Genomic DNA, 23,789 nt, shown 5'->3' with positions numbered 1-23,789 from the left:
GCCTGAACGGGCGGCGGGCCTGAACGGGCGGCGGGCCTGAACGGGCGGCGGGCCTGAACGGGCGGCGGGCCTGAACGGGCGGCGGGCCTGAACGCGCGGCGGGCCTGAACGCGCGGCGGGCCTGACCGCGCGGTGACCGGTACGGTCGAATCATGGGCCTGATGTATTCGAGCGTCGTCGACGCGCCCCGCGACGAGGTGTTCGACTGGCACCGCAGGCCGAGCGCGTTCCTGCGCCTCGCCCCGCCGTGGCAACCCATGCGCGTGGTCTCCGAAGCCGGCTCGCTGGCCGACGGCCGCGCCGTGCTCGCCATGCCCGGCGGCCTGCGCTGGGTCGCCGACCACCAGGCCGACGCCTACGATCCGCCGCACCGCTTCGTCGACCAGATCGGCAGCGACGGGCCGGCCTCGCTGCCCGCGCGGGTGGCGGTGCGCTGGCGCCACACCCACGACTTCGACGATCTCGGCGACGGACGGACCCGCGTCATCGACCGCGTCGACACCCCGGTTCCCGGGTTCGCGTTGCGCCCGATGTTCGTCTACCGGCACCGCCAGCTCGCCGACGACCTCGCCGCGCACCGGCGCGCGGCGCGCCACGGCCTGACCGCGCGGACGGTCGCGATCACCGGCGCGTCGGGCCTGGTCGGTTCGGCGCTGGCTGCCTTCCTGAGCACCGGGGGGCATCATGTCATCCGGCTGGTGCGCCACCCGACGACGAATCCCGATGAGCGGCAGTGGAATCCGGAACAACCCGCGCCGAGCCTGCTGGCCGGCGTCGACGCGGTGATCCACCTGGCCGGCGCCTCGATCGCCGGCCGTTTCACCGACGCGCACCGGCGCGCGATCCGCGACAGCCGCATCGAGCCGACACGGCGGCTTGCCGAGCTGATCGCCGGTGAGACCGAGCGGCCCGCCGTGCTGATCTCGGCGTCGGCGATCGGCGGCTACGGCTACGACCGCGGCGACGAGCTGCTCACCGAGGACAGCGACCGCGGCGAGGGGTTTCTCGCCGACGTGGTGTGCGACTGGGAGCAGGCGACCGCGCCGGCCGAGCAGGCCGGGGTGCGGGTGGTGCGGGTACGCACGGGCATCGTGCAATCCCCGCGCGGCGGCACGCTTGCGCTGCTGCGCCCACTCTTCCGCGCCGGGCTCGGCGGACGGATCGGCGACGGCCAGGCCTGGTTGTCCTGGATCGGCATCGACGACCTCGTCGACATCTACCACCGCGCGCTCTGGGACACCGCGCTGTCCGGTGCGGTGAACGCCGTTGCCCCCCAACCGGTTCGCAACGCAGAGTACACGAGCATCCTGGCCCACGTGCTGCGCCGGCCCGCGGTGCTGCCGGTGCCGACGCTGGGGCTGCGGCTGCTGCTGGGCGAGCAGGGCGCGCGGGAACTGGCCTGCGCCAGTCAACGGGTGAGCCCCGCCGTCCTGCAGCGGGCCGGGCACCACTTCCGCCAGCCCGACCTCGACCGGGCCCTGCGGCACCTGCTCGGCCGGGCCGCGGCATGATCGCGCCGCGACCCGAGGTACCCGCGCCGGGACAGGAATCGGTGTGGGACTACCCGCGGCCGCCGCGGCTGGAACCCTTCGCGGGTTCGATCACCGTGGAGCTGGGCGGCGACGTGATCGCCTCGGCGCGGCGCGCGTGGCGGGTGCTGGAAACCAGCCATCCGCCGACCTACTACCTGCCGCGGGAGGCGTTCGCCGACGCGGTGCTGCGCGAGGCTCCCGGCACCTCCTGGTGTGAATGGAAAGGTGCGGCAAGCTATTACGACCTGGTGACCAGCGCGAAGGTCGCGCCGAAGGCCGCCTGGACCTACCTGGACCCGACGCCGCCTTTCGCCGCCATCGCCGGGGCCGTCGCCGTCATGGCCGGGCAGGTCGACCGCTGCAAGGTCAACGGCGAACAGGTCGTGCCGCAACCGGGCGGCTTCTACGGCGGCTGGATCACCAGCTGGGTCGCCGGCCCCTTCAAGGGCGTGCCGGGATCGTCGACGTGGTGACGCCCGAGCCGGGCAGGCGATGACCGCACGGTACCCGCGCCTCGGCTGTACGGTACTGGACGGTTTCGTCGGCGCGGCTCTATGGTGGACGCCGTGACCCGCGACACCGTTCGTGCCGCCGACTGCCCGCCGTGGTCGCCGCGGGAAGTCGAACTGCTCGAGGTCACGCTGCGACTGCTGCAACAACACGGGTACGACAAGTTGACCGTCGACGAGGTGGCGGCCACCGCCCGGGCCAGCAAGGCCACCGTGTACCGGCGTTGGCCGTCGAAGGCGGAACTCGTGCTGGCAGCGTTCACCGAGGCCGTCAGCCAGGTCGCGGTACCGCCCGATACCGGCACACTGCGCGGCGATCTGCTGCGGCTGGGAGACCTGATCTGCCAGGAGGCGCGCGAGCACGCCGGCACCATCCGCGCGGTGCTGGTCGAGGTGTCACGCAACAGCGCACTGGCCGACGCCATGCAGCACCAATTCATCGACCAGCGGAAAGCGGTGATGCACCACGTCCTTGCGCAGGCCGTCGACCGCGGCGAGATCGACGCCGCCGCCGTCCGCGACGAACTGTGGGACTTGCTGCCCGGTTACATCATTTTCCGGTCCATCACCCCGCGCCGCCCGCCCACCCGGCGGACCGTGCAGATGCTCGTCGACGACGTCATCCTGCCCGGCCTGACCCGACCTACCGGTTGACGCACGGTTGGCACCGTTCGGGGGGCGGATGCGCGGCGACTGAGCCCACGCCCGGCCGGCCACGTACTGCGGCCGTCCGGACCCGGCCCGCCGTTCGTCGACTGCTGCTTCGGGACAACGCGGCGGTCAGCGCGGCGGCGTCAGCATTCTTTCGATGCGCCGCAACGCAATCGCACACACCGGCAGATACGCGCCCGCCCACCACGGCACGTCGATGCTCACCCGGGTGCGCTCCCCCATCGGCTGCACCCGGTGGCGGGTGGCCGCGACGCCGGCCACCGCCCACGCCCACAGCCGCCCTGCCGCGAACTCGGTGACGACGAACGGCAACGCCACCCCGAGCGGCGTGTAGACCGTGCCGGTGGCGTGCAGCGCCAACGCCGTGTGCGGCGGGTCGAGGGCGGCGCGCCGAATGGACGGGCCCCAGGCCGGCCACGCGTCGACGTCGACGAACACCTCCCACACCGCCGGCGCCGGCGCCGCGATCACCCGGTCGACGCCGAGCATGTCAGGGCGCCTCGCCGCCGCACGCACGCTGCTGGGCGACCACCGCGTCGAGATCGGCCAGCCGCTTCATGCCGGCGATCGCGCGCGACATCCGCCGGTTACCGGCCAGCTGATCGGCGTTGCGGGCCAGAAACGACCAATAACCCCCGGTGAACGGGCAGGCCTGCGCGCCGACACGCTCGGTGGGGCGGTAGCGGCACGCCCCGCAGTAGTCGCTCATGCGGTTGATGTAGGCGCCGCCGGCGGCGTACGGCTTGGTCGCGATCAGGCCGCCGTCGGCGTGCTGGGACATGCCGACGACGTTGCCGACCATCACCCAGTCGTAGCCGTCGACGAAACAGCGATGGAACCAGTCGGTGACCGCCAGCGGATCCCAACCTCGTTGCAGCGCATAGTTCGACAACACCATCAGCCGCGGGATGTGGTGCACCCAGCCGTGGTCGCGGACGCCCGCCAACGCCTCGCGCAGGCAGCGCGCGTCGACGCTGTCGGCGTCGAGGTCGGCGAACCAGGCCGGAACCGGGGTGTGCGCCGACAACGCGTTGCGGTGCCGGTAGCCGTCGCCGAAGTGCCAGTAGGTGTGCCAGATGTAGTCGCGCCACCCGATCAGCTGCCGCACGTAGCCTTCCACGCTCGGCAGCGGCGCCTGCCCGGCGCGGTAGGCGTCCTCGGCGGCGCGGCAGCACTCGAGCGGGTCCAGCAAGCCCAGGTTCATCGTCGGCGCCAGCAGGCTGTGCGCCATCCAGGGGTCGGCGGCCATCATCGCGTCTTCGTGAGAACCGAAATGCGGCAAGCGGTCCCGGATGAAAACCTGCAGCGCCGCCAGCGCCTCGGTGCGGGTGACGGCGAACTCGCGCGGCCCGTCGCGGCCGACGAACGACACGGTTCCGTCGCGCTCCCAGCGGTCCAGGTCCGCGCGGACCTGTTCGTCGATGTCGTCCTCGTCGGGAAACCAGGGTGCGGGCACCCCGAGCCGCTTGGCATTGCGCGGCGGCGGTTCGCGGTTGTCGGCGTCGAAGTTCCAGCGCCCACCCGCAGGTTGGTCACCGTCCATCAGGACGCCCAGGCGGCGGCGGGCGTCGCGGTAGAAGGTCTCCAGCTTCAGCTGGCGCTGCTGCTGCGCCCAGTGCTCGAACGTCGTTCGGCCGGTGGCGAATCCGCGCGCGGGCAGCACGCGCACCGACGGCAGCGAACGGACGAACTTCTCGGCGGCCCGCGACGTCGGCTGGCACACCGAGACCTCGGCGTGCACCCGCGCCAGCGCCTCGCGGTAGGTCCGGGTCCGCAGGAACACCGCCTGCTCGCCCAGTTCGGCGGCGCGGTGGCGCAGCGCGGAGAGCACCAGGTGCGCCTTGCGGCGATGGAACCGCCGCCGCTCGAACACGGCCCGCGACTCGACCAGCAGCACCGGCTGATCCGCTTCGTCGAGGAAATGCGGCCCGAGCTGGTCGGCGAAGCACCAGCGCATGCCGGCGCCCGTCATCGGCGATACCCGGTTGCCGTCGCGTCCATCCTGGCGCCGACGCTACTGCAACCGCCACCACGTGTAGCGACCGGCGCGCACCTTCAGTAGGTTAACGATTAATCCGGTGAAAGAAGTTGGGTGCCCAATTTCTGGCGGCGTCACCGAGCTCCGTGACCGGTCGTTGTCGTCGTCGAAGGGGTGCCACCAGGTGAGTGTGAGCCGTCCGCGGATGCCTGAGAGTCCGGACGGGGGTGCGGTGCGCGCGACGGAGTCTTTCCCGGGCCCGTGTCCGGCCGGCTCCGACGAGTTCGCGGGTTGGCGCACCCGGATGCGGCAGGCGGTGCTGGCCCGGGTCGCCGCGTTCGTCACCGCGCGGTGCCCCGACGAGCTGGACGCCGTCGGGGTCGACGTGGCCGGCGACATCCTGATCGACTTCGTCGGGGGCGGCAAGTGCCTGCGGTCGACGTTCATGTACCTGGGGTGGCTGTGCGGCGCCCCCACCAGCGACGCGGCCGGGTCGGCGGCCGCCAGCCTCGAGCTGCTGCACGCGTTCGCCCTGCTGCAGGACGACGTCATGGACGACTCCGCGTCGCGGCGCGGGCGTCCGGCCGCACACGTGCAGTTCGCCCGGTGGCACCGGCAGCGGGGCCTGTCCGGCTCGCCGCGCCGGTTCGGTGAATCGGCGGCCATCCTGCTCGCCGACCTGTGCCTGATCTGGGCCGAGCGGATGCTGCGCGAGAGCGGGCTGGACGGGTGGCGGCTGCGCCGCGCGTGGCCCCGCTACGACGCCATGCGGGCCGAGCTCGCGGTGGGCCAGTTCGCCGACCTGGCCAACGATCTGCGTGCCCTGCCGAGCATGGAGACGGTGCTCGACGTGGCGCGCCGCAAATCCGGCAACTACACAGTGCGCCGCCCCCTTGAGATCGGCGCCGCGATGGCCGGCTGCGACGACGACACGCTGGCAGGCCTCGGAGACTTCGGGGCGGCCCTGGGTGAAGCCTTCCAGCTGCGCGACGACGTGCTCGGCGTGTTCGGGTCGGCCGCGGTCACCGGCAAACCCAGCGGCGGCGACCTGATCGAACGCAAGGCCACCAGTGTGGTGGTCGCCGCGCACCACCTGGCCGACCCGCCGGCCCGTCGCAGGTTCGAGGACCTGATGAACAGCGACCGCCTCGACGGGCCCGCGATCGCCCAATGGCGGGCGTTGATCCTGGCCACCGGGGCCGTAGAGTGCATCGAGGAGATGATCGTCGACCGCGTCGAGGCGGCACGCAAGGTGCTCGACAGCATCAGCATCGACGACCCCGTGCGGGGTGCGCTGGCGGGAATGGTGACGGTGTGCACCGAGCGCGCCGCATGAGCATCGAGGGTTTGGGGTTGACAGGGTGACGCGTACCGTACGAGGCCCGAGCGACCACGTCGTGGTGGTCGGCGCCGGTCTGGCCGGGCTGTCCGCGGCGCTGCATCTGGCCGGCCGCGGCCGCGAGGTGACGGTCGTCGAGCGCGAAGCCTGGCCCGGCGGCCGGGCCGGCCGGCACGACGTCGACGGCTACCGGCTGGACACCGGGCCCACGGTGCTCACCATGCCCGACATCATCGACGAGGTGTTCGCCGCCGTCGGCGACACCCTGGCAGCCCGGGTCGACATGCTGCCGGTGGAGCCGGCGTACCGGGCCGCGTTCGCCGACGGCAGCGCGCTGGACGTCCACACCGACGCCGAGCGGATGGCCGCCGCGGTCGAGGAGTTCGCCGGGTCGGGGGACGCCGCCGGCTACCGGCGCCTGCGGGAGTGGCTGACCCGGTTGTACCGCATCGAGTTCGACGGGTTCATCGCCGCGAACTTCGACTCCCCGCTGTCGCTGCTGAACGTGCAGCTGGCCCGGCTGGCGGCGATCGGCGGGTTCCGCCGGTGGGACACCATGGTCACGCGCTGCATCCGCGACGTGCGGCTGCGGCGGGTCTTCACCTTCCAGTCGCTGTACGCCGGCGTCGCGCCGCAGCAGGCGTTGGCCGTCTACGCGGTGATCGCCTACATGGACACCGTGTCGGGCGTGTTCTTCCCCCGCGGCGGGGTGCGGGCGCTGCCCGACGGGCTGGCCGCCGCGGCGGCCGACGCCGGGGTGCGGTTCCGCTACGACAGCGCGGTCACCGCGCTGGACCGCAGCGGTGACCGGATCACCGCCGTGCGCACCGGCCAGGGCGAACGCATCGCCTGCGACGCCGTGGTGCTGACCACCGAGCTGCCCCAGACCTATCAGCTGCTGGGCCGCCGGCCGCGACGGGTGCTGGCGTGGCGGGCGGCGCCGTCGGCGGTGGTCGCGCACCTGGGGTGCGGCCGGGTGCCGGCGGAGACGGCGCATCACACGATCCTGTTCGGCGACGCCTGGGAGCAGACGTTCACCGACATCATCCGCGACGGCCGGCTGATGCGTGATCCGTCGCTGCTGGTCACCAGGCCGACGGCGACCGACCCGACGCTGGCGCCGGCGGGTCGCGACCTGCTCTACGTGCTGGCTCCGGCGCCCAACCTGGCCCGCGGGCGGGTCGACTGGGCGCGGGTCGGCGACGCCTACGCCGGCGCGATCCTCGACACCGTGTCGGACCGGCTGCTGCCCGGCCTGCGCGACGACGCCGCGCTGCTGCACGTGGTCAACCCCGCCGACTGGGCCCGTCAGGGGATGGTGGCCGGCACCCCGTTCGCGTTGGCGCACACCTTCGCCCAGACGGGGCCGTTCCGGCCGGCCAACACCGTGCGCGGGATCGGCAACGCGGTGCTGGCGGGATCGTCGACCGTACCGGGGGTGGGCGTGCCGACGGCGCTGATTTCGGGTCGTCTCGCCGCCGATCGCATCACCGGCAGCGTCGGCCGGTCACCGAGAACCCTTGACATGAAAGCTCACTTGCCGTGATCAACAACGAGTTGGAAGCTGCCGGGATCAGCGACCCCCGGCTGCGCGACGCCTACCGGGAGTGCCGCGACGTCAACGCCGCCCACGGGCGCACCTTCTTCCTGGCCACCCGGTTGCTGGCCCCCGACCAGCGCCCGCCGGTGCACGCGCTGTACGGCTTCGCCCGCCACGCCGACGACATCCTCGATGAGTTCAACCCCGACCTGGACACCGACATGCGTGCCGAGCGGCTGCGGGAGCTGGCCGAGCGGTTCTTCGCCGACGACGACGACCCGTCGGATCCGGTGCTCGTCGCGGCCCGGCACACCGCGCGCCGCTACGGCATCGACCGGCAGTTGTTCGACGACTTTTTGGCCTCCATGCGGATGGACCTCACCGTCACCGACTACCCGGACCGCGCCGCCCTCAACACATACATGCGCGGCTCGGCGGAAGCCATTGGGCTGCAAATACTTCCGATACTGGGCACCGTCGCAAACGCCGACGAGGCGGCACCGTACGCCGCCGCGCTGGGCCGCGCCTTCCAGCTCACCAACTTTCTGCGCGACGTCGACGAAGACCTGATGCGGCAACGGATCTACCTGCCCGCCGACGAGCTCGCGGCCCACGGGGTGGACCGCGACGTGCTGATGTGGTGCCACACGCACCGGCGCACCGACACCCGCGTGCGGGCGGCGCTGGCGGCTCAGCATGCGATCACCCGCGACGTGTACCGGTCGTCCGCCCCCGGCATCGCGCTGCTGGCGCCACGCTCACGCCCCTGCGTGGCAACCGCTTTGACGCTGTACCAGGAGATCCTGGGCCGCATCGAAGACAGCGGCTTCGCGGTGTTCGGCCACCGCGCGACCGTCGGCACCGCGCGGCGGCTGCGGGTCGCCGGCGCCGGGCTGATCCGGTCCTGGCGAGTTCGGTTGGCCCACAGCGCAGACCGCAGGCCCGGCGCGGCATGATCGACCGGTGGCAGTATCTGATCGTGCTCGGGCTGTGCCTGGTGATCACCGCGCCGCTGGAATTTCTCGGCCCCGGCGTCTACCGCCGGCCGCGCCGGCTCGGCCGGGCGGTGCTGCCGGTGGCTGCGGTGTTCGTGGTGTGGGACGAGCTGGCCGTTGCGGCCGGGGTGTGGACGTACAACCCGCGCTACGTCACCGGCGTCGACGTCGGGTTCGGGATGCCGATCGAAGAGGTGCTGTTCTTCGTCGTGATCCCGCTGTGCGGGCTGCTGACCTACAACGCGGTGACCGGCATACTGTCCCGGATGCAGCGCCGATGACCGGGCTGGGCTACACAGTGCCAGCGGTGGCCGCGGTGTGCGCGGTATGCGCGTTGGAGTTCGGGGTGCTGCGCACCGGGCTGTTCCGGCGGCCCGCATACTGGTTGTCGATGGCGATCGTGTTCGGCTTCCAGGTTCTCGTCGACGGCTGGCTGACGAAACTGCATGCCCCCATCGTCATCTACGACGAACCGCAGACCAGTGGTCTGCGGTTCCCGTTCGACATCCCGGTCGAGGACTTCCTGTTCGGTTTCGCGCTGGTGACCGCGGCGCTGTTGTTGTGGGAACGTCAACGTGAGCGTCGGTAGTGCCGGCCTGCCCCGCGGCGACGTTCCGGCCGCCTTCGACGCCGGCGCGGCAAGCTACGATCTGCTGGTCGGCGCCAGTCCCGGATACCATGCGCACCTGAGGCTTTCGGCCCGTCGCCTGCGGCTGCCCGGCCAGGGGCAGGGCCTGCGGCTGCTCGACGCCGGCTGCGGCACCGGTGCATCGACGGCCGCGCTGCTCGCCGCCGCGCCGCAGGCCGAGATCGTCGCCGTCGACGCGTCACGCGGCATGCTCGATGTGGCGCAGTCCAAGCCGTGGCCGCCGACGGTGCGGTTCGTACACTGCCGGATCGAGGAGCTGACCGAACGCGGCGTCACCGGACCGTTCGACGCAATCCTGGCCGCCTATCTGCTGCGCAACCTCGCCGACCCGGACAGCCAATTGCGGGCGTTCCGTGCGCTGCTGGCGCCCGGCGGCACCCTGGCTGTGCACGACTACTCGGTGCGCGACTCGCGGGCGGCGACGCGGGTGTGGCACGCGGTGTGCTGGGGCATCATCATTCCGGCCGGCTGGTGGAGCACCCGCGACACGACGCTGTACCGGCATTTGTGGCGCAGCGTTGTGACGTTCGACGGGGCCGCGCGGGTGCGCCGCCGGATGAGCGACGCCGGTTTCGCCGCCGTGCACAGCGACACGATGCCCGGCTGGGAACACAACATCGTGCACACGTTCCTCGGAGACGCGCCGCGATGACCGACCGGCACCGCCAGACCTACCCGGCACCGCGCGGACTGCCGCACGCCGACGCGCTGTCCGCGGCCCCCCGCGCGGTCGTCGTCGGCGCCGGCATCGCCGGCCTGACCGCCGCCACGGCGCTCGCCGAACGCGGTGTGGCCGTGCAGGTGATCGAACGCGAGCCCTATCTCGGCGGCCGTGTCGGCGGGTGGACCGAGCACCACGACGGCGCCGCCTTTGCGATGAACCGCGGCTTCCACGCCTTCTTCCGCCAGTACTACAACCTGCGTGCCCTGCTGCGCCGCGTCGACCCGCAGCTGCGGATGCTCACCCCGCTCGACGACTACCCGCTGATCGACGCCGCGGGCCGGCGGGACAGCTTCCGCGGCCTGCCCCGCACCCCGCCGTGGAATGCGCTGGCATTCGCATTGCGCAGCAAGACGTTTCGGCTTGGTGACCTGGCCCGGCTGGACCCGCGGGCCGCGGCGCCGCTGGCCGCGGTGTCGGTGCCCGACATCTATCGGCGGCTCGACCACGTCGACGCCGACACGTTCCTCAAGAGCATCAATTTCCCGCAGGCCGCCCGGCACCTCGCGTTCGAGGTGTTCTCCCGCAGCTTCTTCGCCGACCCGGCACTGCTGTCGGCGGCCGAACTGGTGACGATGTTTCACATCTACTTCCTCGGCTCCAGCGAGGGCTTGATCTTCGACGTTCCCGACGCGAACTTCGACGTCAGCCTCTGGGATCCGCTGCGGCGCTATCTCGACGAGCGCGGCGTGCGGTTCCGGCTCGGGTGCGCGGTGGCGCGCATCGACACCGACACCGGGACCGGCTTTCACGTGCACACCGACTCCGGTGACCGCCTGGCAGCCGACGCGGTCGTGCTGGCTACCGACACGGCCGGCCTGCAGCAGATCGTGGCGGCCTCGACCGGCCTGGGCGACGGGCCGTGGCGCACCGGGATCGCGGCGCTGCGCACCGCGCCGCCGTTCGAGGTGCATCGGCTGTGGCTGGACCGGCGCGTCGCCCCCGAACGGACCGCATTTTTGGGCACGGCCGGCCACAAGCCGTTGGACAATATCAGCGTGCTCGAACGCTACGAACGAGACGCCGCGACGTGGACCCGCCGGCACGGCGGCTCTGTCATCGAACTACACTGCTATGCAATGGAATCGGCATCTGTTGGTGCCGCCGCCACCCGGCGGCTGCACGAGCTGTACCCGGAGACCGCATCGGTGGGGGTGGTGCGTGAGCGCATCGTGCATCGCAGCGACTGCCCGCTGTTCGCGCCCGGCACCTACACCGGGCGACCGGCCGTCACCACGCCGGCGCCCGGGCTGGTGCTGGCCGGCGACGGGATCCGCGTCGACCTGCCGGTGGCGCTGATGGAGCGGGCGGCCACCACCGGCTGGTCTGCCGCGAACCACCTGCTGACCCGGTGGGGGCTGGCCGGTCACGAGCTGTGCACCGTGCCCAACCGCGGCCGGTCGGCGCTGCTGCGGCGGCTCGCCGCCCGAGCGGGGCGGCCCCGATGAGCCTCGGCGACCGCCTGCGCCGGCAGTGGCCGAAAGACTGGCCGCTGCAGGTGATCCCGCACTCCTCGTGGGCGGCGCAACGGCCGACCTATCAGGACGCCCAGCCCGCGATCATCGACGCCGCGCTGGACCGGTCACAGCGCAGACCCACCGGAAACTGGTACGTGCTCGCGGCCAGCCGCGACGTGCGCGCCGACCGGCCCTTCGGCGCCCGGGTCGCGGGTGTCGAGGTGGTCGCCTGGCGCGATCGGCAGCGCCGGTTGCAGGTCGGTCCGCGCGCCTGCCCGCACCTGGGCGCGGATCTGGCCACCGCGACCGTGCACGACGGCACGCTGATCTGCCGCTGGCACGGGCTCGCCCTGGACGCCGACACCTGCATATTCGGCTGGAAGACGTTGCCCGGCCACGACGACGGCGTGCTGGCGTGGGTGCGGCTCGACGCTGCGGGCGGTGAAACACCGCTGGACGAGCCGGTGGTCCCGGCCCGGCCGGCCGGCGACACGCTGGCCGCCGTCGCCCGGGTGGTCGGCGTCTGCGAACCGCGCGACATCATCGCCAACCGGCTCGACCCGTGGCACGGCGCCTGGTTCCATCCGTACTCGTTCACCCGTCTCGAGGTGCTCAGCGTGCCGAGCGAGCAGGACGACCGCTTCCTGGTGTCGGTCACCTTCCGGGTGGGGCGCTTCGGAGTGCCGGTGATCGCCGAGTTCACCAGCCCGCAGGCGCGCGCCATCGTGATGCGCATCGTCGACGGCGAGGGCACCGGCAGTGTGGTCGAAACCCACGCCACGCCACTGGGTCCCGGACCCGACGGCCGGCCGCGCACCGCGGTCGTCGAAGCGACCGTCGCGCACTCGCACCGCCCCGGGTTCGTCCGGGCAAGCCGGGCGGCTCCCCTCATCGCCCCGCTCATGCGCCACGCGGCCGCCCGGCTGTGGCGCGACGATCTGGCCTACGCCGAGCGTCGGTACCGGCTGCGCGCCGGCGGGTGACGTGAGCTCCAGTCCACCATGAAGGCAACGTATTCCGCGCTGGTGGCCGCCACCGTGGGCGCCCATTTCGGCTACCTGGCGTATCTGCCCAGCGGCGGATTTCTGGCGCTGCGGTGGCCGCGCACCCTGTGGCTGCACGTGCCGGCCGTCGCCTGGGGCGTCGGCGTGGTGGTGCTGCATCTGCCTTGTCCCCTCACGGCACTGGAGTCGTGGGCCCGCCGCCGGGCGGGGATCGGCCCGCTGCCCCCGTCCGGGTTCGTCGACCGCTACGTCGCCGGTGTCTGCTACCCGCCGGGCAGCACGGGATCCGCCCAGCTGCTCGCCTTCACCGCCGCCGCGATCTCCTGGATCCTGCTGGCGGCGAAGCGAACTCGCCGCTGACCGCTACCGGGCGGGGTTCTTGGTGACGGCGCCGAGCAGCCGCTGCTCGATGAGGTCCGCGCCGCGCCTGACGCCGCCGGTGGCGGCGAAACCGGCGGCCACCCGCCGCGCCCCGTCGGTCATCGTCGTCGCCGCGCTGACCGCGGCCCGCAGGCGCGCTGCGGTGAGCCGTTTCGCCGGCAGCCGGGTGCCGCACCGGGCGACCTGCACGCGGCGCGCTACTTCGGCCTGGTCGCGGGCGAACGGCACCACGCAGACCGGGACACCGCGATCGAGCGCCCTGACCGTCGCCCCCATCCCGCCGTGGGTGACGGCGCAACTCGCCCGGTCGAGCACCGCCGCGTGCGGAACGAACCGGCACACCGTCGCATTGGCGGGCCGCGGCAGACCGCGGGGCACTCCGGCCGGGAACGTCGCGACGACGTGGACGTGCTCGTCGGCCAGCGCCCGCAGCGCCACCCGGCCCAGGATCCCGTCCGGCTGCCCGATCGACGACGTCGTGACGAGCACGACGGGCCGGTCGACGGCGGCCAGCCACTCCGGCGCCGTCGCCGACGCCAGCTCGAACGGGCAGGCGCCGATGAAGAACACCGAGTCGGAGTCGGGACGCCGGTACTCCAACGGTTCGCCGCCGACAGCCAGCAGCAGCGGCGCCCGCCGCATCAACCCGTCGACCGACGCGACCGCGGGCACACCCAGGTCCGCGCGAATCGCGTTGACGTGCGGCACCACCGGCCGGTCGAACAGGTAACGCACGACCGGGCGGACCGCGGCGTCGCGGATCGCGCCGACGGCGCCCGGCAGCGGGCGCAGGCCCGGCCCGAACGGCGGCACACCCCGCGTCCGCAGGTAGGGGGTGAACGGCGAAAACACCAGCCACGCAATACCACTGGCTTCCGCTGCCGACATGGCTCCCCAGCAGTTCGCGTCCACGACGACGACGTCGGGCCGCAGCCGCCGGATCGCCCGCCCGACGTCGTCGACCTCGAGCACGGCACGGCGGCACAGCACGTCGATGGAGGTGCTCAGCACGTCCAGTGCGCCGCGCGCCGCCCGATCCTGACCGGCGATGGCCTCGATGCGCGGATCCACCGCCTCGGCCGGCAGCCCGGCCGCACGCATGGCCGCGACCTGGGCCGACATCGTGCGCAGGTGGACCTGGTGGCCGCGGCCGGACAGCTCGTGGCACAGCGCGGCGAGCGGGTACACATGACCCAGCGCCGGCGACCCGTACGCCAGAACGACCGCCACCTGACCTCGCTCTAGACCGCCCGCGCCCCGACGGCGCGCAGCGCCCGCAGATCGGGCGCACCGCAGCCGTGCAGGCAGATCCGCAGCTCGTCGATCAATCGCTGCAGCAACTCGGTTGCCGCCGAAGCGGATTCGATGGCCGCGGGAAGCAGTGGGCGGGCCAGCGCGACGACGTCGGCGCCCAACGCGATCGCCTTCGCGGCGTCCATGCCGGTGCGGATGCCCCCCGAGGCGACCAACGGGATGTCGGGCAGCGCGTCGCGCACCTCGACAACGGCCTGCGCGGTCGGGACCCCCCAGTCGGCCAGATCCGGGTACCGCAGCTCACCGTAGCCGACCAGCTGCTCGACCAGCGACCAGGATGTGCCGCCGGCGCCGGCGACGTCGATCGCCGCCACCGGCGGCTCGTCGGACAACCGCAGCAGCTCGGCCACCCCCGCGGCGCCGAAGCCGTGCCCGACCTCTTTCAGCAACACCGGGTAGCCCAGCGCGCCGGCCACGTCGCGCAGCCTGTCCAGTGAGCCGGAGAAGTCGGTGTCGCCGTTGCGCTGGATCGCCTCTTGCAACGGATTCGTGTGCACTGCAAGGGCATTGGCGCCGACACGCTGCAACGCCCTGACGATGTCCGGCACCGCGTCCTTGGTCAGCTGCGCCAAGCCGATGTTGCCGAACAACAACACGTCCGGTGCCACGTCGCGCACGGCGAAGCTGGCCGCGGCCCGGTCTCCGAGTGCGCCGTCGAGCATCACCCGCTGCGAGCCGAGCATCATCGCGATGCCCAGCCGCTGCGCGGCGGCGGCCAGGTTCCGGTTGATGACCCCCGACAGCTGCGCCCCGCCGGTCATCGCCCCGACCAGGACCGGCGCCCGCAGGCGGGCGCCCAGGAAGTCGGTGGACAGGTCGACGTCGTCGAGGCTGGTCTGCGTCAGCGCGTTGTAGGGCAGGCGGTAGCGCTCCAGCCCGGTCGTGACACCCCGGTAGCCGACGTCCTCGGTGAGGCACACGTCGATGTGGCGGCGTTTCCGGTTGGTCATCCCCTCAGGGTCACCGGCCACGGGGTCCCCGGCGGTTGAGCAGCCAGATGTGGGTGGACAGCACCGTGGCGAACGCGCACCACAGCGGGTAGAGGCCCAGCGGCGCGGCGCGCGCGCCACGGACAGCCACCGCCCGCCGGGTCAGGTCGGCGCTGCTGGCGGTCAACGCGGCCGCCGCCACCGCCGAGGTGCCCAGATAGTGCCGGTTGAAGAACAACCACGACCAGCCGGCGTTGAGCACCAGGTTGACGCCGAGCGCCGCCTGGTAGGCGCGACGCTCACGTCGGTCCCCCTCCTCGTCCAGGTCGTCGACGGTCGACGCCGACACCACCGCGATGTCGGTGTACAGCGCCGGCCACACCACGGGAAACACCTGCCCGGGCGGTTGGTAGGGCGGCTTGCGGAGCCGCGCATACCAATTCGACTGCACGGCGGGCCCGCTTGCCAGCGCGCCGACGCCCGAAGTGGCCGCGACGGCGGCGATGTTGGCGAGCAGGGTCCTCAGACGCATGCGATTCCTTCCTAGGGTGTGACGGTGGGTGTGTCGGTGGGTGTATCGGTGGAAGTCGTGACCGCGACGGCGACTTCGTTTCGGCGGCGCATCGGAATGGTCCAGGGCGGATCGTAGAACCACGCCACCGGTGCGCCGTCGGGCTCCAACCCGTTGTCACGCAGGACAGCCAGCAACTTCTCGGTGTTCGACGAGATCGCCCGGCGGCTGTAGCTGCCGGTGAACCGCAGCACCGCCACGGTCTCGGCCGGGACGGTCACCAGCGTGACCGTGGGGTCGTTCGGCTCCGGCAGGTTGTCCATCGTCTTGTCGGAGGGCATGAAAAACCTGATCACCCAGTCGCCGTCGGCGTCGGTCTGCTGGGCCACCGGCGCCGTCATCGCGATCTTCTCGCCGCGCCCCCGACCGGACTGCTGGGCCACCGGCGCCGTCATCGCGATCTTGGTGTCGGCGTGGTTGCCGCCGAAGATGTATCCGGCGAGGCGCCGAAACCCCCTGCTGCGGGCCGAATCTTCGCTTGTTCCCGACACGGTGGTCTGGGCCGCGACCCGCGGACCGTAGCGGCGGATCTCCACGCCGTCGAGCTCGTGCTCCACGACGTAGTGCGGCTCCTCGGTGCCGCCGCGGTACCCGACCACCGAACCTCCGGCCTCGACCACCTGGCCGATCGCACTCACCACCGAGCTCAACATGTCGTCCTCCTTCTTCTGTCGTGGTCTGTCCTCACGTGACAGCCACGTCGGCTCTGAAGGAACGCAATTCGTCCTGGAAGCGCCGCATGGCGCCAACCAGCCCGGCGAACACCCGGTGCGCGGCGACGAGGTCGGCGTCGGGCAGCTCCGCCATCGCGGCGCGGGTGTGCGCGGCCAGCGGGGTGAAGAACGCGATGGCGGTGTCGCGGCCGTGGTCGGCGTGGCGCAGGATGACCTTGCGGCGGTCGGCGGGGTCGGAGTCGCGTCGGATGTGCCCGGAGCCGATCAGCCGCTCGACCAGGTAAGTGATGGCCGCCGCAGAGACGCCCATCGTGTTGCGCAACTCGCCCGACGTCATCGGCGTTCCGGCGGTCTCGGCCACCATGATGTGCAGCAGCGCCCGAAAGTCGTTGGGGTGCACCTGATGCAGCGCGGCGAACAGCCGGCCGATCTGGTCGGACTCGGCGGTCAGCGCGCGCGCGTCGGCCGAGATCAGCGCTTCGAGCCGATCGCGCTCGCTGGCCCCCTGGTCCGAGTTCATCAGCTTTGCAGCATACCGCGAAATCCCCCGGATTGTTAACTTGATTAATCTTTAATCTGGTGAAATGATCACCGGCGTGGTGTGGGAGCGCCTCTCCGCTGCCGTGGCCGGGCGCCGTTCGTGGCTGATCGCCGTGGCGCTCGTCGTGCTGTCCGGTGCGCTGATGGCCGTCAGCGGATCCAACGGTGCCGCAAGCCAGTCGCCGTCGCTGGTGCCGGACTCGTCGGATTCGGCAAGAGCCGCCGCGGCGCTGCGCCAATTCCCCGGCGGCGACACGGCGTCGGCCATCCTGGTGGTCGTCCGCGCCGACGGCTCCGATCTGAGCTCGGCGGACCTGGCCGCGACCGAACAGGCGCGGGATCGCATGCAGGCCGTGCCCGGGGCGCTGCGGGACGATGCGTCACCGGTGCTCCCGTCGCGCGACGGCAAGGCGGCGATCGCCACCGTGTCGCTGCGGGCCGGACTGTCCGGTTTCGCGCTCGACGACGCCGTGAAAGCGCTGCGGACCGCGTCTGCCGACGGCCTGGCGCCCGGACTGGTCACGCATGTCACCGGCGGCCCGGCGTTCGGCGCCGACATCGCAAACGCCTTCTCCGGCGCCAACATCACGCTGCTGGTGGTGACGTCGCTGGTGGTCGCGCTGCTGCTGGTTGCCACCTACCGCTCGCCGGTGTTGTGGCTGCTGCCGCTGGCGGTGGTCGGGTTCGCCGACCGGGTCGCCTCGGTGGTGGGCACCCGGGTGGCCGGGTGGACCGGGCTGACGTTCGACGGCGCGACCGCCGGGATCACCAGCGTGCTGGTGTTCGGTGCGGGCACCAACTATGCGCTGCTGCTGATCTCGCGCTACCGCGACGAGCTGCGCACCGAGGCCGATCACCGCACCGCGTTGCGCCGGGCGGTGCGCGCCGCCGGCCCGGCGATTCTGGCCAGCAACGCCACCGTCGTGTTGGCGCTGATGACCCTGGTCCTGGCCGCCATCCCCAGCACCCGAAGCCTGGGCGCGTTCGGGGCCTGCGGGCTGGTTGTCGCGGCGGTCTTCGTCCTGCTGTTGCTGCCGTCGTTGCTGGCGGCGTGCGGACGCAGAGTGTTCTGGCCGTTCGTACCCCGCGTGGGTGACGCGCAGACCACCGCGGCCGGAGTGTGGCACCGCGTCGCCGACGCCGTCGCACGCCGCCCCGCTCCGGTCTGCGCCGTGGCGGTCGCCCTGCTAGCCGCTGCGGCCGTCTGTTTGCTGGGCGTGCGCATCGGGCTGTCGCAGACCGAGCAGTTCCGCGTCAAGGCCGACTCGGTCACCGGATTCGACACGCTGGCAGCACATTTCCCCGGCGGCGCGTCCGACCCGACCGTCGTGGTGGCGCCCACCGCGCAGGAACAGCAGGTGCAGCAGGCCATCACCGGCACGCCCGGCGTGGTGTCGGCCGCTCCCGCCGGCCAGTCGCCCTCCGGGCTGACCCAGTGGACCGTGGTGCTCGACGCCGCACCGTCGTCGGCCAAGGCGTTGAACAGTGTTGCCGCGCTGCGGAAGTCGGTTGACGCGGTGACACCGCGAGCCTTGGTGGGCGGCTCCGACGCGCAGGCGCTCGACGTCCGCGACGCCTCCGCGCACGACCGGATGCTGCTGATCCCCGCGATCCTGGCCGTCGTGCTGATGGTGCTCTACGCGCTGCTGCGGGCGGTGCTCGCGCCCCCGGTGCTGGTCGCCGCAACCGTGTTGAGCGCACTGGCCGCGCTGGGCCTGGGCGGCTGGGCCAGCATTCACCTGTTCGGATTTCCCGCTCTGGACAACAGCACACCGCTGTTCGCGTTCCTGTTCCTGGTCGCCCTCGGCGTGGACTACACGATCTTCCTGGTCACCCGGGCCCGCGAAGAGACACCCGGGCACGGAACCCGCGACGGAATGGTGCGCGCGGTGTCGGCCACCGGCGGCGTGATCACCAGTGCCGGAATCGTTTTAGCGGCGGTGTTCGCTGTGCTCGGGGTGCTGCCGCTGATCGTGCTGACGCAGCTGGGCGTCATCGTCGGGCTCGGGATCCTGCTGGACACCTTCGTCGTGCGCACCCTGGTAATTCCGGCGCTCTTCGCGCTGATCGGCGACCGGATCTGGTGGCCTAATTTGCCCGGCGCCTTGACCCCAGCCTTGCCGCCTACTTTGCCCCCACCAGCTGATAGCGCCGAAGCGCCTCCGTCCGCTCCTGAGCATGATCGACAACCGGCGCCGGATAGCCCGCAGGCCGCTGCCCGTTCTTCAGGTGGACGTCATCGACGCTAGCCAGCTCGCAAACCCAGCGCCGAACGTAATCGCCTGCGGGATCGAACTTCTCGCCCTGCGTCGTCGGGTTGAACACCCGGTAGTACGGCGCGGCGTCGGTGCCGCACCCCGCACACCACTGCCAGCCGTGCTGGTTGCTGGCGATGTCCCCGTCGACCAGCTGCTCGAGGAACCACCGGGCGCCCCACTGCCACGGCAGGTGCAGATCTTTGACGAGGAATGACGCGACGATCATCCGGACCCGGTTGTGCATGAAACCGGTCTGGCGAAGTTGGCGCATTCCCGCGTCGACGATGGGGAAGCCGGTCTCGCCGGCCTTCCATGCCTCGAACAGCCGTGTCGCCTCCGCGCCGCTGTCGGTCGCGATGGCGTCGAAGGCGCGGTTCCAGTTATGCCAGGCGCTGTCCGGCCAATGGTGCAGCACCGCGGCGTAGAAGTCGCGAAACGCCAACTCCCGCAGATACGCCCGGGCCCCGCCGTCGCCGCGGTCGAGGTCGGCCGCCATGGTGCGCGGATGGATGGTGCCGAACTTCAGGTGCGTCGACATGCGGCTGATGCCATTGCGGTCAGGGTAATTTCGGTCCTTGTCATAGCGGCTCAGCCCGTCGTCGACGAACCGCTGCCATTGCCGCGTCGCCGCCGCCTCGCCCGCCGGCAGGTCGAGTTCGGCTCCCGGGTCGGGGATGTCGACCGACTTCGCCGCTTTAGCCGGCAGCTCTGCCGGGTCAAGCCAGCGCGCCGACGTGCGGTCCGACCGTGCCGGCGCCCGCCAGCCGACTTCGCTCCAGCGCCGAAAGAACGGTGTGAACACCTTGTAGGGGGTGCCGTCGTCTTTGAGGACCCGCCCCGGTGACACCAGATACGGCGATCCCGTCGCCACCAGCGGCACCTCCCCCAGGGCCTGGCGCACCCTCTCGTCGCGGCGCCGGCCGAACGGCGCGAAATCCTCCGACACATTCACCGCCGAGGCGCCGATCTCGTTGGCGATCAACGGGATTCGTTCTTCGGGCTGGCCGCGGGTGACCAGCAGGCGGCCATCCAGGCCCTCGCGCAGCGTCCGCAGCGAGTCGCCCAGAAACTGCATGCGCCGTCGCGCCGGCGATGCCTCCAACCGCGGATCGAGCACGAAACACGCGAGCACCTCCTGCCCCTCGGCGGCCGCCAGCAGCGACGGCAGATCTCCCAGGCGCAGGTCGCGACGGAACCACAACACGGTCGGCATCACCCCAGTCTGCCTTGCGCACGGTTCAGCGACGCGTCCGATGCTCAGCCGCCCTGATCCGGATCGGCTGCCACGTCAGCCGGCTGCCGGCAGGTCGATACGGGTGGTCACCGCGACGATCTGCGGTGTCGCGGGGGCCGACGCGAAGCCGAACTGCACCGGCGGCTCCAGCCGTGCCAGACCGCCCAGGTCCGTCCCGTCGAACTGCCCGCTGATCGCGGTGACCAGCCGGGAACGCCGGACCCCGTAGTATTCCCGACGGCCGTTGCCCGCGGTGCCCGCCGTGTGCACACCCGGCAGGATCCGGGCCGCGACCGGCTCGATGGCGCGCAACCACCAGGGCGCGCCGGCCAGCCGGGCCGGCACCAGGCGCAGCAGCCGGTCGATCGGCGCCGGACCGCCGATCGTCGCCACGAACTCCAGCGTCGGGCTCGTCACGGCGAGCGTGTCGGCGCTGCGCTGCGCGGCCACCGGCGCCACCACCACGTCGTCGAAGTGGTAGCTCGACGCGACGAACTCGGCGACCTCGGCGGTGGGCGCCAGCAGCAGGCGCCGGTCGTCGGGAGTCTGCAGCATCACGTCGGTGAAACCGCCGAACGGGGAGCGTGACCAGGCGCCGACGACGACGCGCACGCCCACCCCGGTGCCGAATCCCGCGATGTGGCCGTCGAAGGTGAGGCGGGTGGCGCGCATCACGTACTTGTATCACGGCCGTGTATCACGGCGGCTGTCGCGGCGTAGCGTAGCGGCCATGGCACGCACCGATGACGACACCTGGGATCTGGCCTCCAGCGTCGGGGCCACCGCCACCATGGTCGCCGCAGGCCGGGCGCTGGCCAGCAACGACCCGCGCGGCCTGATCGACGACCCATTCGCGCGACCGCTCGTCGAAGCCGTCGGAATCGACTTCTTCACCAGGCAGGTCACCGGCGAACTGGACACCACCGGCATGGACGCACAGTCGATTGCCTTCGTACAGATGATGGTCGACGGGATAGCGTTGCGCACCAAGTACTTCGACACGTTCTTCCTTGACGCGGCCACCATCGGGATACGGCAGGCGGTGATCCTGGCCTGCGGCCTGGACGCCCGCGCCTACCGGCTGGCGTGGCCGGCCGGGATGGTGGTCTACGAGATCGACCAGCCTCAGGTGATCGAGTTCAAGACCACCACGCTGGCCGAGCTCGGCGCGCAGCCGACCGCCGAGCGGTGCGCCGTCGCCGTCGACCTGCGCGACGACTGGCCGGCCGCACTGCACGCCGCGGGCTTCGACGCCGGCGCACCGACGGCGTGGTCGGCCGAGGGGCTGCTGCAGTACCTGCCGCCGGACGCCCAGGACCGGTTGCTGGACGCCATCACCGGGCTCAGCGCGATGGGCAGCGCGGTCGCAGCCGACTACGACACCGGCGCAACAACGTCCGACCGAAACGAGGTCGCGGCCATCACCGCGACCTGGCAGCAGCGGGGTTTCGGGCTGGACATGCCGTCGCTGCAGTTCAGCGGTGAGCGCAACGACGTGGGCGAGTACCTGAGCGCCCGGGGCTGGCAGGTGACCCGCTCGCCGGTGGCCGAGGTGGCGACGCGGTATGGGCTGCAAGACTTTCGGGCCACAGGGCCGTTGGCGACGACGGTTTATGTAACCGGCACGCTCATGAGCGCGTAATCGAGCCCAGTCCAGCGGATTTCGGTCGAACCCCTGAGTCCGCGGCGTCAAAGGAACGACCTACCACCGAGGCCCGCACCTGGGGAATTCCGTGACGGCAGCCCTGGGGAATTACGTGACGGTCGACAAACGACCCGGCATGCGGGTTTTCGGATACGCCCACCTTATCTCTCAGCTTTTGCTATCGTGATTGCGGTCACCGCCGCTGCCTTTGCGGCTAGTCAGGAGTGGCTATGGATAATCCCGTGCTTCGTGGCACTCTCACCATCGCCGTCGCGGGCGCCAGTCTGATCGCTATCACCGCGATAGTGTCCCCGGCGCCGAACATACAGGCGCGGACAGTCGCATTACGTAGCGTGGACAGCGCGGATTCGCCGCTCGGGGATGGCACGGCGCTGGTCATGGGTCCCAGCGGCTTCGCGACACCACCCCCGTCCTACGTAGCTACCGCCGACTCGCTGTTCCTGCAGCCGCACGACTTCACCGGGACGCCCGAAGCCACCTTCTTGCCCCAGGACCCCTTTCCGGTTTCCCCGCTCACCCTGACGACCGACACGACGTTGGCGCACGACCAACAGTTTCTCGACGCCGATATCCAGGACCAAATCGCGGGCGGACACGTCGACGCCGCCAACCCCGTAGTGGTTTTCGGCTGGTCTCAGAGTTCCACAGTCTCCTCGCTGACCATGTCGCAGCTCGCGAGCCAGGGAGTGCCCAGCGAGGACGTGCACTTCGTGCTGGTCGGTGATCCCAACGCGCCCAACGGCGGAGTTGCAGAACGCTTCGACGTGCCGGCCGGCACCAGCCCATCTCTCCCGGGCCTGGACATCACGTTCAACGGCGCGACGCCGGATGACCTCTACCCGACCGATATTTACACGATCGAATACGACGGTTACGCCGACTTCCCCCAATACCCGATCGACCCGATATCTGACCTCAACGATTTTTTCGGTTTGATCTTGGCGCACGGCCTATACCTGGGTTTGACACCCGAGCAGATCGCGTCGGCGCAGCCACTGCCGACGTCCGCGGCCGACACCCTGACCGACTACTACATAATCCCGAATCCACAGCTACCTCTGCTGGAACCACTGGAGTTGCTGCCGGTGGTCGGTCAGCCGCTCTATGACCTGCTGGAACCTGATACCCGGATCCTGGTGGACCTGGGCTACGGCAGCATCACCGAAGGCTGGTCGCAGGGATACGCCAATGTGCCCACCACGTTTGGGCTGTTCCCGACGAATCTGCCCCTGCCCGAGGTGATCGCCGCGCTGGGCAACGGTCTGCAGCGGGGAGTCATCGACGCCCTCAACCAACTGCTCAGCCCGGACAACTACAAGCTGACTGCGTTCCTGGACAACCCGGCACTGTCGACGCTGGTGAAGGTGGCGTCAGCGTCTGGGTTTGATGTCAACGGTTCCTCACAATATCTCCTGTCCAGTCTGGGCGCCTACCTCGGCTTCCCGACTTCGGATGCGACGCTGACCTCGTCGCCCATCGCGATCGTCGACGATCTCGCCGGCACCGTCTCGGGTGACTATGCAGCTCTGGGCCAGGTTGTCAGAACAGTCACCGCCGTCGTCTTCGACCTGCCGTTGTACGACGAAAGCATCATCACGGATCAGCTCGACACCGGTAACCTGCTCGGCGCGATCGGTGATCCAATCGCCGCCGACACGGCGCTGGTTCCGTTCGTGCTCACCTTCGGTGCACTCGCCCCCGTCGTCGAGGCAGCCCTGGGAACACTGGGCAACCTGGTGGATCTGTTCACCTAGCCCCGTTTTCCGCATAGTTTGGGGTTAAGGTTTGTGTCTGTGAATGTTGTTGTTTTGCTTTGTGTTTCGGGC

Annotated in this window: 23 protein-coding genes and 1 pseudogene; 15 read left to right on the top strand and 9 right to left on the bottom strand. The window is 71.1% G+C overall.

What is annotated here, in order from left to right:
• Nucleotides 1-152 precede the first annotated feature (152 nt).
• The 3 genes from ABDW21_RS09145 to ABDW21_RS09135 all read left to right on the top strand — a co-directional run bounded on the left by ABDW21_RS09145 (nucleotide 153) and on the right by ABDW21_RS09135 (nucleotide 2,695).
• The gene (locus tag ABDW21_RS09145) at nucleotides 153-1,511 is read left to right on the top strand and encodes a TIGR01777 family oxidoreductase (RefSeq protein ID WP_343598814.1); all 1,359 of its coding nucleotides are present in this window, start codon (nucleotides 153-155) and stop codon (nucleotides 1,509-1,511) included.
• Nucleotides 1,508-2,005: a DUF427 domain-containing protein gene (locus tag ABDW21_RS09140; RefSeq protein ID WP_343598816.1), complete on the top strand. Its 498-nt coding sequence runs from the start codon at nucleotides 1,508-1,510 to the stop codon at nucleotides 2,003-2,005. Before ABDW21_RS09145 ends, ABDW21_RS09140 begins: the two co-directional genes overlap by 4 nt.
• Before the next feature lie 81 nt (nucleotides 2,006-2,086).
• Nucleotides 2,087-2,695 carry a TetR/AcrR family transcriptional regulator gene (locus ABDW21_RS09135; protein WP_343598818.1) on the top strand — a complete coding sequence of 203 codons (609 nt, stop codon included), beginning with the start codon at nucleotides 2,087-2,089 and terminating at the stop codon, nucleotides 2,693-2,695.
• A 126-nt stretch (nucleotides 2,696-2,821) separates the two neighbouring features.
• Here the strand turns inward: ABDW21_RS09135 and ABDW21_RS09130 are convergent, their stop codons facing one another.
• A complete protein-coding gene (locus ABDW21_RS09130) occupies nucleotides 2,822-3,202 on the bottom strand; it encodes an SRPBCC family protein (RefSeq protein ID WP_343598820.1) in 381 nt (126 codons plus the stop codon).
• Nucleotide 3,203: 1 nt separating this feature from the next.
• On the bottom strand, nucleotides 3,204-4,685 hold the full coding sequence (locus ABDW21_RS09125; protein ID WP_343598821.1) for a cryptochrome/photolyase family protein: 1,482 nt from the start codon (nucleotides 4,683-4,685) through the stop codon (nucleotides 3,204-3,206).
• A gap of 310 nt (nucleotides 4,686-4,995) precedes the next feature.
• On the opposite strand from ABDW21_RS09125, the gene ABDW21_RS09120 reads away from it, so the two are divergent.
• The 9 genes from ABDW21_RS09120 to ABDW21_RS09080 are packed head-to-tail and all read left to right on the top strand — an operon-like array spanning nucleotide 4,996 to nucleotide 12,756.
• Nucleotides 4,996-6,027: a polyprenyl synthetase family protein gene (locus tag ABDW21_RS09120; protein WP_343598921.1), complete on the top strand. Its 1,032-nt coding sequence runs from the start codon at nucleotides 4,996-4,998 to the stop codon at nucleotides 6,025-6,027.
• 25 nt (nucleotides 6,028-6,052) lie between these two features.
• A complete protein-coding gene (gene crtI / locus ABDW21_RS09115; RefSeq protein WP_343598822.1) occupies nucleotides 6,053-7,576 on the top strand; it encodes a phytoene desaturase family protein in 1,524 nt (507 codons plus the stop codon).
• Nucleotides 7,573-8,526: a phytoene/squalene synthase family protein gene (locus ABDW21_RS09110; RefSeq protein WP_343598824.1), complete on the top strand. Its 954-nt coding sequence runs from the start codon at nucleotides 7,573-7,575 to the stop codon at nucleotides 8,524-8,526. The genes crtI and ABDW21_RS09110 overlap by 4 nt, the downstream gene beginning before the upstream one ends.
• Nucleotides 8,523-8,846, top strand: a complete 324-nt coding sequence (locus ABDW21_RS09105) for a lycopene cyclase domain-containing protein (protein WP_343598826.1) — start codon at nucleotides 8,523-8,525, stop codon at nucleotides 8,844-8,846. The genes ABDW21_RS09110 and ABDW21_RS09105 overlap by 4 nt, the downstream gene beginning before the upstream one ends.
• Complete coding sequence (locus ABDW21_RS09100) at nucleotides 8,843-9,154, top strand: lycopene cyclase domain-containing protein (protein WP_343598827.1); 312 nt, start codon at nucleotides 8,843-8,845, stop codon at nucleotides 9,152-9,154. Before ABDW21_RS09105 ends, ABDW21_RS09100 begins: the two co-directional genes overlap by 4 nt.
• Entirely contained in the window at nucleotides 9,141-9,866 is a 726-nt protein-coding gene (locus ABDW21_RS09095; protein WP_343598828.1) for a class I SAM-dependent methyltransferase, read from the top strand. The genes ABDW21_RS09100 and ABDW21_RS09095 overlap by 14 nt, the downstream gene beginning before the upstream one ends.
• A complete protein-coding gene (locus ABDW21_RS09090) occupies nucleotides 9,863-11,383 on the top strand; it encodes an FAD-dependent oxidoreductase (protein ID WP_343598830.1) in 1,521 nt (506 codons plus the stop codon). Before ABDW21_RS09095 ends, ABDW21_RS09090 begins: the two co-directional genes overlap by 4 nt.
• A complete protein-coding gene (locus ABDW21_RS09085) occupies nucleotides 11,380-12,375 on the top strand; it encodes a DUF5914 domain-containing protein (protein ID WP_343598832.1) in 996 nt (331 codons plus the stop codon). Before ABDW21_RS09090 ends, ABDW21_RS09085 begins: the two co-directional genes overlap by 4 nt.
• A gap of 18 nt (nucleotides 12,376-12,393) precedes the next feature.
• Nucleotides 12,394-12,756 carry a DUF2784 domain-containing protein gene (locus ABDW21_RS09080; protein ID WP_343598833.1) on the top strand — a complete coding sequence of 121 codons (363 nt, stop codon included), beginning with the start codon at nucleotides 12,394-12,396 and terminating at the stop codon, nucleotides 12,754-12,756.
• A 3-nt stretch (nucleotides 12,757-12,759) separates the two neighbouring features.
• Here the strand turns inward: ABDW21_RS09080 and ABDW21_RS09075 are convergent, their stop codons facing one another.
• The 5 genes from ABDW21_RS09075 to ABDW21_RS09055 are packed head-to-tail and all read right to left on the bottom strand — an operon-like array spanning nucleotide 12,760 to nucleotide 16,785.
• Nucleotides 12,760-14,007 (bottom strand): glycosyltransferase, encoded by a 1,248-nt coding sequence (locus tag ABDW21_RS09075; RefSeq protein WP_343598835.1) that lies wholly within the window; start codon nucleotides 14,005-14,007, stop codon nucleotides 12,760-12,762.
• An 11-nt stretch (nucleotides 14,008-14,018) separates the two neighbouring features.
• Nucleotides 14,019-15,041 carry a type 2 isopentenyl-diphosphate Delta-isomerase gene (fni, locus tag ABDW21_RS09070; protein WP_343598836.1) on the bottom strand — a complete coding sequence of 341 codons (1,023 nt, stop codon included), beginning with the start codon at nucleotides 15,039-15,041 and terminating at the stop codon, nucleotides 14,019-14,021.
• 10 nt (nucleotides 15,042-15,051) lie between these two features.
• The gene (locus tag ABDW21_RS09065) at nucleotides 15,052-15,552 is read right to left on the bottom strand and encodes a TspO/MBR family protein (RefSeq protein ID WP_343598838.1); all 501 of its coding nucleotides are present in this window, start codon (nucleotides 15,550-15,552) and stop codon (nucleotides 15,052-15,054) included.
• A gap of 11 nt (nucleotides 15,553-15,563) precedes the next feature.
• The gene (locus ABDW21_RS09060) at nucleotides 15,564-16,244 is read right to left on the bottom strand and encodes a heme-binding protein (protein ID WP_343598839.1); all 681 of its coding nucleotides are present in this window, start codon (nucleotides 16,242-16,244) and stop codon (nucleotides 15,564-15,566) included.
• A gap of 31 nt (nucleotides 16,245-16,275) precedes the next feature.
• Complete coding sequence (locus tag ABDW21_RS09055) at nucleotides 16,276-16,785, bottom strand: MarR family winged helix-turn-helix transcriptional regulator (RefSeq protein ID WP_343598841.1); 510 nt, start codon at nucleotides 16,783-16,785, stop codon at nucleotides 16,276-16,278.
• Between the two features lie 64 nt (nucleotides 16,786-16,849).
• Here ABDW21_RS09055 and ABDW21_RS09050 point away from each other — a divergent pair.
• Nucleotides 16,850-18,898, top strand: a pseudogene (locus tag ABDW21_RS09050) (MMPL family transporter); the annotation flags it as partial.
• A 31-nt stretch (nucleotides 18,899-18,929) separates the two neighbouring features.
• On the opposite strand, the gene ABDW21_RS09045 reads toward ABDW21_RS09050, so the two are convergent.
• Nucleotides 18,930-20,276 (bottom strand): deoxyribodipyrimidine photo-lyase, encoded by a 1,347-nt coding sequence (locus tag ABDW21_RS09045; RefSeq protein WP_343598843.1) that lies wholly within the window; start codon nucleotides 20,274-20,276, stop codon nucleotides 18,930-18,932.
• Nucleotides 20,277-20,351: 75 nt separating this feature from the next.
• The gene (locus ABDW21_RS09040; RefSeq protein WP_343598844.1) at nucleotides 20,352-20,969 is read right to left on the bottom strand and encodes a hypothetical protein; all 618 of its coding nucleotides are present in this window, start codon (nucleotides 20,967-20,969) and stop codon (nucleotides 20,352-20,354) included.
• A 58-nt stretch (nucleotides 20,970-21,027) separates the two neighbouring features.
• On the opposite strand from ABDW21_RS09040, the gene ABDW21_RS09035 reads away from it, so the two are divergent.
• A complete protein-coding gene (locus ABDW21_RS09035) occupies nucleotides 21,028-21,939 on the top strand; it encodes a class I SAM-dependent methyltransferase (RefSeq protein ID WP_343710330.1) in 912 nt (303 codons plus the stop codon).
• Between the two features lie 233 nt (nucleotides 21,940-22,172).
• Nucleotides 22,173-23,717, top strand: coding sequence for a PE-PPE domain-containing protein (locus ABDW21_RS09030; RefSeq protein ID WP_343710329.1), 1,545 nt, complete (start codon nucleotides 22,173-22,175; stop codon nucleotides 23,715-23,717).
• Nucleotides 23,718-23,789 lie beyond the last annotated feature (72 nt).

Source organism: Mycobacterium sp. (genome assembly GCF_039583805.1).
Classification (GTDB): Bacteria; Actinomycetota; Actinomycetes; order Mycobacteriales; family Mycobacteriaceae; genus Mycobacterium.
This window is presented reverse-complemented; position numbering and strand designations above follow the sequence as displayed.

Coding starts and splice junctions, on each gene's coding strand:
- ABDW21_RS09145 (WP_343598814.1), top strand. CDS start 153: ATGGGCCTGATGTATTCGAGCGTCGTCGACGCGCCCCGCGACGAGGTG.
- ABDW21_RS09140 (WP_343598816.1), top strand. CDS start 1,508: ATGATCGCGCCGCGACCCGAGGTACCCGCGCCGGGACAGGAATCGGTG.
- ABDW21_RS09135 (WP_343598818.1), top strand. CDS start 2,087: ATGGTGGACGCCGTGACCCGCGACACCGTTCGTGCCGCCGACTGCCCG.
- ABDW21_RS09130 (WP_343598820.1), bottom strand. CDS start 3,202: ATGCTCGGCGTCGACCGGGTGATCGCGGCGCCGGCGCCGGCGGTGTGG.
- ABDW21_RS09125 (WP_343598821.1), bottom strand. CDS start 4,685: ATGACGGGCGCCGGCATGCGCTGGTGCTTCGCCGACCAGCTCGGGCCG.
- ABDW21_RS09120 (WP_343598921.1), top strand. CDS start 4,996: ATGCGGCAGGCGGTGCTGGCCCGGGTCGCCGCGTTCGTCACCGCGCGG.
- ABDW21_RS09105 (WP_343598826.1), top strand. CDS start 8,523: ATGATCGACCGGTGGCAGTATCTGATCGTGCTCGGGCTGTGCCTGGTG.
- ABDW21_RS09100 (WP_343598827.1), top strand. CDS start 8,843: ATGACCGGGCTGGGCTACACAGTGCCAGCGGTGGCCGCGGTGTGCGCG.
- ABDW21_RS09090 (WP_343598830.1), top strand. CDS start 9,863: ATGACCGACCGGCACCGCCAGACCTACCCGGCACCGCGCGGACTGCCG.
- ABDW21_RS09085 (WP_343598832.1), top strand. CDS start 11,380: ATGAGCCTCGGCGACCGCCTGCGCCGGCAGTGGCCGAAAGACTGGCCG.
- ABDW21_RS09080 (WP_343598833.1), top strand. CDS start 12,394: ATGAAGGCAACGTATTCCGCGCTGGTGGCCGCCACCGTGGGCGCCCAT.
- fni (WP_343598836.1), bottom strand. CDS start 15,041: ATGACCAACCGGAAACGCCGCCACATCGACGTGTGCCTCACCGAGGAC.
- ABDW21_RS09065 (WP_343598838.1), bottom strand. CDS start 15,552: ATGCGTCTGAGGACCCTGCTCGCCAACATCGCCGCCGTCGCGGCCACT.
- ABDW21_RS09060 (WP_343598839.1), bottom strand. CDS start 16,244: ATGTTGAGCTCGGTGGTGAGTGCGATCGGCCAGGTGGTCGAGGCCGGA.
- ABDW21_RS09055 (WP_343598841.1), bottom strand. CDS start 16,785: ATGAACTCGGACCAGGGGGCCAGCGAGCGCGATCGGCTCGAAGCGCTG.
- ABDW21_RS09045 (WP_343598843.1), bottom strand. CDS start 20,276: ATGCCGACCGTGTTGTGGTTCCGTCGCGACCTGCGCCTGGGAGATCTG.
- ABDW21_RS09040 (WP_343598844.1), bottom strand. CDS start 20,969: ATGCGCGCCACCCGCCTCACCTTCGACGGCCACATCGCGGGATTCGGC.
- ABDW21_RS09035 (WP_343710330.1), top strand. CDS start 21,028: ATGGCACGCACCGATGACGACACCTGGGATCTGGCCTCCAGCGTCGGG.
- ABDW21_RS09030 (WP_343710329.1), top strand. CDS start 22,173: ATGGATAATCCCGTGCTTCGTGGCACTCTCACCATCGCCGTCGCGGGC.